Below are 9893 nucleotides of genomic sequence, written 5' to 3' on the forward strand. Positions count from 1 at the left end.
TTAAGACGTCGCCCTCTCAAGGCGGAGTTACGGGTTCGATCCCCGTGCGGGTGATACTAAGCCAGCACATCTTTTTTAGGATGTGCTGGCTTTTTTGTTTTATAACCTTAAAAAGTTAAGTTATTCATGGTAGAATTTCAATGTATTAATTAAATTTTAAGTGAGTAATGGTGTTTTAGTTATGCGAATTAAAAATCTATTGATAATCATTGCAATCATTGCAGCAATCTTGTTGGTCATGCGGTACTTTAGCCAGCTTAGGGACACCCGGCGTGGCTATAATGTTGTTAGCGGAAGCCGAGTCTTTGTGAACTGGCTGCTGGTCATTGTCCTCGTGGGCAGCCTGGTGGGAATCGGTGTCACCTCGTTTACCGGCCATAAGGAAAGTGCAGCGCCTGCTCCAGCGAAGACGAGCAAATCATCGTCAGCAGTCAAACCAACGGCAGACGAGGATATCACGCTTAGCTTTAAGAAGACTGCCCGTTTGAATGAGAACGGGGTGGCCAAGGTTAAGTTCCTGATTTCCCCGCAGACAAAGGTGGTCATTAAGGGACATAAGAGCGGAATCGTTGTAGCCACGTTCAAGCCAAGCAAGACGGATAGTACCGTTAACCGTTCGTTCACTTTTGATACGGTGGGGACTTACGACATCACGGCTAGCCGCGGGAACAAAAAAGTGGTTAAACATTTGAAGATCAAGGATTCGGCTACGAAAGACAGCAGTAGCAGTTCATACAGTGCAATAAGTTCTATTAGCAGCAGTGCTAGTTCGTCAAGCACTGCCAGTTCACAAGATAGTAGTGGCAGCACGACAAGCAGTGATAACGGTGAGAATAGTACTAGCAGTGCTGTTACGAGCCGGAGTACTAATGGTGGTACTACTGGAGGAAGCTACCGCAGCTACCGCGGCAACAGTTCGGTTACTCGCAGCAACGGCAGTGCTAATACTGGAGTTGCCAATGAATCCGCTAATACCGGCCAGCAATCACCAAGTGCCGAGAATGGTACTCTGTCCGATCAGCCATAATTTAACAAGTACCTGGGAGAAATCCCAGGTATTTTTTGTTTAAATTTTAAAGATCGTGTAGTACAATAATCAATCGTTACGTACCTAACTATTTTACACGAGGAGGAACGCACGTAGTGATCACTGATGAAGAATTTTTTAAACGCATGGCGGGATTAGTTAAGGACATCAATAACACCATCCATTATTCTGACCTGCCGTCCAATTTCCGCGGCCAAGGACGCATTATTGAACTGATTGCCCGACATGAGGGTTGCACTCAGCGCGAACTAGCTGGTCTGGCTCAGATTAAGCCGGGATCTCTGACTCAGGTTTTGGAGCGCTTGGAGCGTAAACAGTACGTGATTCGCCGGCGCAATGAACAGGACCGCCGAATGATCAGGGTCTACCTAACCGACCAGGGGCGTCAATTCCATGTTCAACTGGATAAGCACCGGACCGCATTTGCAGCGTGCCTGCTTGCCGATGTTACTCCTGCCGAGCGCGAACAGTTCATTCAAGTAGTTGATAAAATGCAGGTTCAACTCCATAAGTACTATAGTGAGGCATTGAAGAATAAGGAAAGGGATGAAGATAAGTGATTAAGATTGCCAAGAAGAACTTAGTCTGGTGGGCAACTGCTTTAGCCGTGATTTTCCTGTTGATTCAGGTGGCCTGTGACCTTTACCTGCCGACGATTACGTCCGACCTGGTTGATAAAGGGATCATGCAGCAAAACATGCACTTTATTTGGCGTGAAGGCGGTCTGATGCTTCTGGTAGCGGCTATTGGTCTGATCGCCGCGGGGGGGAATGTTTACTTCGCTGCCACCCAGTCCATGCAGGTCGGGGAAAAGCTACGTCGGCAGATCTTCAGCAAGGTGCTGCGTTTTTCAAGCAAGGAGGTTAACACCTTTGGCGACTCCTCGCTGATTACTCGTTCAACAAATGACATTGTCCAGATCCAGAACGTGATGGTTCAGGTGTTGCGGATGATGCTTCAATCACCAATCATGCTGGTGGCGGCCTGTGTACTCGCCTATGTTCGGGAGCCACGGCTGACCCGGGTATTTTTGATCAGTTTGCCGATTTTGGCTGTGGCGGTGGTGATCGTGATGTACTTTGCGGTGCCGCTATTCAAGAGCATCCAAAAGAAGACCGATAAGATCAACCTGGTCTTTCGTGAAGGACTGACCGGGGTGCGGGTTATCCGCGCCTTTCGTCAGGAGCAGCGCGAACAGGACCGTTTCAAGGCGGCCAACGAAGACTACACCCAGACCGGGATCAAAGCCTTTACCCTGGTCTCCTTCCTCTTTCCAGTAATGACGCTGATTCTCAGTCTGACTAATGTTGGTATCATCCTGTTGGGTGGTCATTTGATTGCCAACATGACAATGCAGGTGGGGAATTTGATTGCTTTCATGACCTACGCGACCCAGATCATGATTAGCTTCATGATGCTGTCGATGGTCTTCGTATTTGTACCCCGGGCGTCTGCCTCAGCGAGCCGGGTTAACGCAGTTCTGGACATGCCGATCAGTGTTGCCGACCTGCCGGAAGATCAACAGGTCAAGATTGACCCGGCCCATCCAGCATCACTTCAGTTTGACCACGTTGATTTTCGCTATGATGGCGCAGAAAAATTAGCCCTCCAGGATCTTAACTTTAAGGTCAAAGCGGGGCAGACCCTGGCGATCATCGGGGGAACTGGCTCTGGGAAGTCGACCCTGGTAAATCTGATTCCACGGCTTTTCAACATTGAAAGTGGTCAGATTGAGGTTGACGGCCAACCAATCGAACGGCTCAGTCAGCACGATCTTCACCAGGTGATCTCGATCACCCAACAGAAGGCGGTGCTCTTTACCGGGACGATCCGGTCTAATTTGCAGTTTGGCAACGCTCAGGCCACCGATGAGCAGATGTGGCGGGCATTGAATATTGCCCAGGCCGCGGACTTCGTAAAGGAGGCCGGTGGTCTGGATGCGACAGTTGAACAAAACGGGGATAACTTCTCCGGTGGTCAGCGGCAGCGGTTGGCGATCGCTCGGACGATCATCAAGCAGGCCTCCATCTACATCTTTGACGATTCCTTCTCGGCACTGGACTTCAAGACGGATGCTGAATTACGGCAGGCACTGCGTCACGACAGCCAGATCCAGCAGGCGGTGACGGTGATTGTGGCTCAGCGGGTTTCAACGGTTGCAGATGCCGACCTGATCATCGTGCTGGATGATGGAAAAGTTGTCGGTCAAGGGACCCATGCCGAGTTGAAGGCCCATAACAAGACCTACCAGCAGATTGTTAACTCACAGATTCAGAAGGGAGATGAAGAACGTGCACAACGCACCAGCCAAGACTAGAAAGCCTAAGCACTTCTGGCCGACCACCAAGCGGCTGATCGACTACCTGCGACCATGGAAGGCCGGCGTGATCTTCTCGATCTTTTTGGCAATTGTTTCAGTAATCCTGTCGATCATCGCCCCGAAGATTCTGGGGGAGGCCACGACAATCATCTACAACGGGGTGATGAAGGGCTACGCGATGATTAAGGCCGGCCACCACCTAACGACGTTACCGATTGACTTTCACCGGATCATGATGATCGGGGTGACGGTGATTCTGCTGTACGTTTTCTCGGGACTGTTCAGCTTTGCCCAGCAAATCATCATGACCCGAATCTCGCAACGGGTGGTTTACAACCTCCGCCAGGACCTGGAGGAAAAGATGGGACGGGTGCCCGTCAGCTTTTACGATACCCACAGCAATGGTGATATCATGAGCCGGATGGTCAACGATATGGATAACATTGCCGGGACTCTTCAGCAAAGTTTCATTCAAATCATCACCAGCGTGATTACCTTCGTTGGGGTACTGATCTTGATGATCACGATCAGTTGGAAACTGACGTTGGTCGCCTTGCTTACCATCCCGCTGAGCCTGGCAGTGGTGGCCTTTGTGGCGCCAACTGCTCAGCGGCTCTTCAGCCGGCAGCAGGCTGAACTGGGGAAGATTAACAGCCAGGTCGAGGAAACCTACGCCGGTCACACGATTGTCCGCACTTTTAACAAGGAAGCGGACGAGGAAAAGCAGTTTGCTGAAAAGAACCATAACTACTACCGGGCAGCTTGGAAGGCGCAGTTCTTTTCTATCCTGATTTTTCCATTGATGAACTTCATCCGTAACCTGGGGTACCTGATGGTTGCCGTAGTGGGGGCCATCCAGGTTATCCACGGCCAGATTACGTTAGGTAATGTACAGGCCTTCCTTCAATACACCAACCAGTTTTCGCAACCGATCACCCAGATTGCGAACCTGAGCAGTACTATTCAGCAGACGGTGGCTTCTGCCGAACGGATCTTCGCCGTTTTGGATGCACCGGAGATGAGTGAGAAACTGGTTCAAGATCACCCATTGACTGCTAAGCCGGTCCCGAAGATTGAATTTCAACACGTTCAGTTCAGCTACCGGCCAGACGAGCCGTTGATTGAAGACTTCAACTTGCAAGCACCAAGCGGACACATGGTCGCAATTGTTGGACCAACTGGAGCAGGGAAGACCACCATCATCAACCTCCTGGAGCGTTTTTATGAGATTCAGGGTGGGCACATCTACCTTGACGGCCACGATACCCGATCGATGACCCGTCATGACTTGCGGCAACATATTGGGATGGTTCTCCAGGATACCTGGTTGTTTACCGGGACGATTATGGAGAATATCCGTTTTGGCCGGGAAGACGCCAGCGACGAGGAAGTCTACCAGGCTGCCAAGCTGGCCTATGCCGACAGCTTCATTCGGGAGCTGCCAGATGGCTACCAAACGGTCTTAAACGAGTCGGCCTCCAACATTTCCCAGGGGCAGCGGCAGTTGTTGACGATTGCCCGGGCCTTCCTGGCTAATCCGGAGATTTTGATCCTCGACGAGGCGACTAGTTCTGTTGACACCCGGACCGAAGCCTTGATCCAGAATGCCATGAATGATCTTCAAAAGGGGCGGACAAGCTTCGTCGTTGCCCACCGGCTGTCGACAATTCGTAACGCCGAACAAATCATCGTGGTTAACCATGGGCACATCATTGAGACTGGGAACCATGACCAGCTGATGAGTGCCAATGGATTCTACGCTGACTTATACAACAGCCAATTCATGGGACAAACAATTTAAGTTAAAAGGGAGTCGTCTGTTTGCAGGCGGCTTTTTTTATTTTGCCAGACGCTGTCATTTCACGGAGGTGGGTTATAAAATGAAAAGGATATTTTAAAGGAGTTTAAAAGATGGAACAGTATCAAGAAACGATTAAGCAATTGAATGCAATGGTTGATGAGGGCATCGTTCCGGGGATGTCCTACCTGCTTTTCGACGGGAAAAAAGAATGGATGGCTACGCGCGGGTGGGCCCAGTTGGAGCCGACTCGTGAAAGACTGCGGCCGGGGATGCTGTTTGACCTGGCCTCCTTGACTAAGGTTGTCGGGACGGTACCGGTAGTAGCAATGCTTATCCAGGAGGGCCGACTGGGCCTGGACGATCCGGTTCAAGAGTACCTGCCGGAATTCACCGATCCCCGGCCGACGATTCGCAACCTCCTGACCCATACTTCAGGAATTCACGGCTACATTCCTCACCGCAATGAGCTGCCGGCAGACCAGCTGAAACGGGCCTTTCTCACCAGCCAGACCGTTGATAGTACCCTGAACCGCCAGATCCGGTATGCAGATGTCAACTACCTTTACCTCGGCTGGATCATCGAGCGGCTCTGCGATCGGTCGGTGCAGACGGTGATCAGCCAACGGGTGCTGAAGCCGTTGGGGATGACCACCGCCACCTTCCAGCCGGCTCCCGCAGCGGCCGTGCCGACGGAGATCCAGGAAAAGCGGGGGCTGATCCGCGGTCAGGTTCACGACCCTAAGGGCTACATCCTGGGGGAGCACTGCGGCTGTGCCGGACTGTTTGCCGGCTTGGATGATTTGGCAATTTTCGGGCGCCAACTGGTCGAAAACAATCTGGGCGGCTTGCTTAGTGGCGAGCTGGTTGATGCCATGTTCAAAGACCAGACCCCCATTCCAGGACCGCACAGCCGCTCTTTGGGATGGAAGCTGCTGCATGACCGGGGCGATGGGCACCTGCTGATCAGCCACACCGGCTTTACCGGGACCTGGCTGATCCTCGACCGGCAATCTGACCAGGGCCTGATCGTCTTATCAAACCGGGTCCACCCCACCGCGCGTAACCAGCAATACCTTGATCAACGGGACCGAATCTATGCCACCTACCTGCGGGAAAAAGTTAAATAAAAAGTTTGTGAAATTATTATTCAACTTTCATGCATACAGTTGACGCAGATTATACAATCAGCCCCTATCTAATGCATAAAATGAGGGAGCCAACTTAAATTGATACATCCGAATGTATAAGTACACAAAATAGTGTTAAATAGGCATTTGACAACGGTTACATACGTGTTATTATATATTACGTAATCAAGTGAATCTCTAAAAGGAGTGATTGTATATGCAAAGTCCAATTCATGTAACATCTGAAATTGGAAAGCTGAAGACAGTTATGCTTCACCGACCAGGGCACGAAATTGAAAATGTTTACCCTGACATCCTTCACCGGATGCTTGTCGATGACATTCCATACCTGCCAATTGCACAGGAAGAACACGATTACTTTGCTGACACGCTGCGCAAGCAAGGGATTGAAGTATTATACTTCGCCAAGTTAGCCGCAGAAGCTCTGCAAGACAGTCAAGTTAAGGACAAGTTCCTTGAACAAATGCTGGCCGAATCTGGCTACGCAGCTGGTGCTGTCCACGATGCATTGAAGGAATACTTGCTCAGTATGGATACCCAAGCAATGGTTGACAAGATCATCGCCGGTGTTCGTAAGGACGAGATCGATGTTAAGTTTGTTTCACTTGCTGAAATGGCCGAAGACAAGGACTACCCATTCTTCATGGATCCAATGCCAAACGCCTACTTCACTCGTGACCCACAAGCTTCCATTGGTGACGGTATTACCATCAACCACATGACCTTCAAGGCTCGTCAACGTGAATCGCTCTTCACTGAATACATCATCAAGTACAACCCACGTTTCGCAAACAAGGGCGTACATGTATGGCGTGACCGTTACCACGACACCCGGATCGAAGGTGGGGACGAATTGGTACTTAGCGACCACGTATTCGCCATCGGTATTTCACAACGGACGTCAGCAGATGCCATCATGGACATCGCACGGAACCTCTTCAAGGATTCCAACTACGACACGGTTATTGCTATTCACATTCCACACAACCACGCCATGATGCACCTTGACACCGTCTTTACGATGATCAACTACAACCAGTTCACTGTTCACCCGCAAATCTTGGATGAACATGGTAAGGTTGACACTTACATCCTGCACCCAGGCAAGGATGGCGAGATCGAAATCAAGCACCGGACTGACTTACAGCACGTTCTGGAAGAAGCCCTGGACGAACCTGAAATCGACCTTATCCCAACTGGGAATGGCGACCCAATCGTTGCTCCACGTGAACAATGGAATGATGGTTCCAACACCCTGACGATTGCACCAGGTGAAGTTGTAACGTATGACCGGAACTATGTATCAAATGATTTGCTGCGTAAGCACGGAATTCTCGTTCATGAGGTTCGGTCAAGTGAATTATCACGTGGTCGTGGTGGTCCACGGTGCATGTCCTGCCCAATTGTTCGTGAAGATCTTAAGAAGTAATTTTAACTAAACGAAAGCAGCAAATATTATCCGTTTACTCTTAGACAATCACGGAGGAAGGGTATAATTTTGCTGCTTTTTCTAGTATTATTTAGGTGTAACCACTTTATTGAGAGGGACCGCGAATGGATCGAAAAGCGAGAAGGAAATTTATTGAGCAATTAGTCAATGATCGTAAGATTGAGACCCAAGATGAGCTGCTGCAACTCCTTACAGAGGCCGGAGTTGAAACAACCCAGGCGACCATTTCTCGTGACATTCATGCGCTTAATATTGTCAAAGCCAATGATGGTAAGGGACACACTTACTATGTTCAGCTGCACTTAGCGCCTGAACACGACTTTAACCGGCTTTACCAGGGAATTCATGATAATGTCCGGACGATCGAAACGGTGCAGTTCTTGAACGTTGTCAAGACGGCACTGAATTCGAGTTATGCGACAATTTTAGCGGGGATGTTCGATGAGCTTGATATTCCAGAAGTTGTCGGCACAATCGCGGGAAATGACACCTTGATCATTATCAGTAAGGATAATGCGGATGCCAAGTTGGTCTATAATCTGATTACGAAGCACATTAACACGCGCATTTTGTAGAAACGAGGGGATATAAATGGATACTGAGAAAAAAGGTATCGGTAAGGGCGAATTAATTGCCCTGATTGTTAGTTCATGTATTGGTACTGGGATATTTGGGATCACTAGTGATGTCTCAGCTGCCGCTGCACCAGGTCCAGCACTTCTTGCCTGGGTCTTTGCAGGTATAGGTTTCTTGCTGTTAGTTCTTTCGCTGAATAACTTATCTGAAAAACGGCCAGATCTTGAAGCCGGGATTTTCTCTTATGCCGGCGCTGGCTTCGGACCAATGGGTGAGTTTATCTCTGGTTGGTCCTACTGGCTGTCAGCATGGCTGGGTAACATTGCCTTTGCCACGATGCTGATGGCTTCACTGGGGACCTTCTTCCCAGTGTTTAAGGGTGGTCAGAACGTTCCGTCAATCATTGTAGCTATTATTTTCTGCTGGTTATTGACTATTCTGGTTAACAATGGTGTTGAAACGGCCTCATTCGTTAACATGATCGGGACGATCTGCAAGGTTCTGCCACTGATTATCTTCATCATCATCATGATCGTCAGCTTCAAGGGCGGCATGTTCACTGCCGACTTCTGGGGCCGCGTTGCCAACAACGCCTCTAAGGGGACGACCACTGGTTCAACTTGGAGCCAGATGAAGGGTACCCTGATGACGCTGATCTGGGTATTTATCGGGGTTGAAGGTGCCTCTGTTATGGGCCACCGTGCTAAGTCCCGGCGCTCTGCTCAGCAAGCTACGCTGATCAGTTACGGCCTCTTGGTATTAGTTTACGTACTGATTTCTATTCTGCCTTATGGTGTTCTGACTCGTGCTCAATTAGCCGGAATGGGTCAACCTGCTATTGGTCACGTTCTTCAAATGACGGTTGGTAACTGGGGTTCAATCCTGATTAACGTTGGTCTGATTATCTCCACCATTGTTTCCTGGCTGTCATGGACGATGCTGCCAGCCGAAACGACGATGCTGGTTGCCGAAGATAAGGCAATGCCAAAGCTTTGGGGTGACACCAACGCCAAGAACGCCCCAACGGCTTCTCTGATGATCACTGGTGTATTGCAGACGATCTTCCTGTTCTCACTGCTGTTCACGCAGAAGGCTTACGAATTCGCCTACTCACTTTGTTCTGCTGCCATCCTGTTCTCTTACCTCTTCGTTGGTCTTTACCAAATGAAGTACAGTAAGGAAAAGGGTGAATGGGGACAATTCACTATTGGTTTGCTCTCCGCTGCCTTCATGTTCGCATGCATGTTCTTAGCCGGTTGGCAAGAAGTTCTGCTGGTTACGATCAGTTTCATTCCTGGTTTCTACATTTACTACCTGGCATGCAAGGAAAACAACCACAAGATGACCACTGCCGAAAAGTGGGTCATGACTTTGATCCTTGTATTGTCTGTTGTTGCCATCTGGCTCGTTATTAACGGTACGATTGCCGTTGGTTAAGCTTGCTCGATAGCAAAACAAACTGAGGCGAAAAGGTGCTGAAAGATGCACCTTTTCGCCTCGTTTTTTATGTCCAGTCTGCAAAAAATGGCTATCACCAAACCCGCTTTGTG

The 9893-nt window shown here is 49.6% G+C and carries 8 protein-coding genes; all 8 read left to right on the forward strand.

Annotated features, from left to right (window positions below; genetic code table 11):
• The first annotated feature begins 181 nt into the window (after positions 1-181).
• The 8 genes from ACI31J_RS05500 (at position 182) to ACI31J_RS05535 (ending at position 9780) form a co-directional block, all read left to right on the forward strand.
• Positions 182-1027 (forward strand): hypothetical protein, encoded by an 846-nt coding sequence (locus tag ACI31J_RS05500; protein WP_439773434.1) that lies wholly within the window; start codon positions 182-184, stop codon positions 1025-1027.
• Between the two features lie 116 nt (positions 1028-1143).
• The gene (locus ACI31J_RS05505; RefSeq protein ID WP_439773435.1) at positions 1144-1608 is read left to right on the forward strand and encodes a MarR family winged helix-turn-helix transcriptional regulator; all 465 of its coding nucleotides are present in this window, start codon (positions 1144-1146) and stop codon (positions 1606-1608) included.
• Complete coding sequence (locus ACI31J_RS05510) at positions 1605-3365, forward strand: ABC transporter ATP-binding protein (protein WP_439773436.1); 1761 nt, start codon at positions 1605-1607, stop codon at positions 3363-3365. The genes ACI31J_RS05505 and ACI31J_RS05510 overlap by 4 nt, the downstream gene beginning before the upstream one ends.
• On the forward strand, positions 3331-5169 hold the full coding sequence (locus tag ACI31J_RS05515) for an ABC transporter ATP-binding protein (RefSeq protein ID WP_439773437.1): 1839 nt from the start codon (positions 3331-3333) through the stop codon (positions 5167-5169). Before ACI31J_RS05510 ends, ACI31J_RS05515 begins: the two co-directional genes overlap by 35 nt.
• A 110-nt stretch (positions 5170-5279) precedes the next feature.
• Positions 5280-6296, forward strand: coding sequence for a serine hydrolase domain-containing protein (locus ACI31J_RS05520; protein ID WP_439773438.1), 1017 nt, complete (start codon positions 5280-5282; stop codon positions 6294-6296).
• A gap of 217 nt (positions 6297-6513) precedes the next feature.
• Positions 6514-7746 carry an arginine deiminase gene (arcA, locus tag ACI31J_RS05525; protein ID WP_439773439.1) on the forward strand — a complete coding sequence of 411 codons (1233 nt, stop codon included), beginning with the start codon at positions 6514-6516 and terminating at the stop codon, positions 7744-7746.
• A 125-nt stretch (positions 7747-7871) separates the two neighbouring features.
• Positions 7872-8342: an arginine repressor gene (locus ACI31J_RS05530; RefSeq protein WP_439773440.1), complete on the forward strand. Its 471-nt coding sequence runs from the start codon at positions 7872-7874 to the stop codon at positions 8340-8342.
• A 16-nt stretch (positions 8343-8358) separates the two neighbouring features.
• A complete protein-coding gene (locus ACI31J_RS05535; RefSeq protein WP_439773441.1) occupies positions 8359-9780 on the forward strand; it encodes a basic amino acid/polyamine antiporter in 1422 nt (473 codons plus the stop codon).
• Positions 9781-9893: the final 113 nt, after the last annotated feature.

This window comes from Limosilactobacillus sp. (genome assembly GCF_051873075.1).
In the GTDB taxonomy this organism is placed as follows: domain Bacteria; phylum Bacillota; class Bacilli; order Lactobacillales; family Lactobacillaceae; genus Limosilactobacillus.

Excerpts from the sequence above, each read along its gene's own strand:
- ACI31J_RS05535 (WP_439773441.1), top strand. The coding sequence starts at position 8,359 with ATGGATACTGAGAAAAAAGGTATCGGTAAGGGCGAATTAATTGCCCTG.
- ACI31J_RS05500 (WP_439773434.1), top strand. The coding sequence starts at position 182 with ATGCGAATTAAAAATCTATTGATAATCATTGCAATCATTGCAGCAATC.
- arcA (WP_439773439.1), top strand. The coding sequence starts at position 6,514 with ATGCAAAGTCCAATTCATGTAACATCTGAAATTGGAAAGCTGAAGACA.
- ACI31J_RS05520 (WP_439773438.1), top strand. The coding sequence starts at position 5,280 with ATGGAACAGTATCAAGAAACGATTAAGCAATTGAATGCAATGGTTGAT.
- ACI31J_RS05515 (WP_439773437.1), top strand. The coding sequence starts at position 3,331 with ATGAAGAACGTGCACAACGCACCAGCCAAGACTAGAAAGCCTAAGCAC.
- ACI31J_RS05530 (WP_439773440.1), top strand. The coding sequence starts at position 7,872 with ATGGATCGAAAAGCGAGAAGGAAATTTATTGAGCAATTAGTCAATGAT.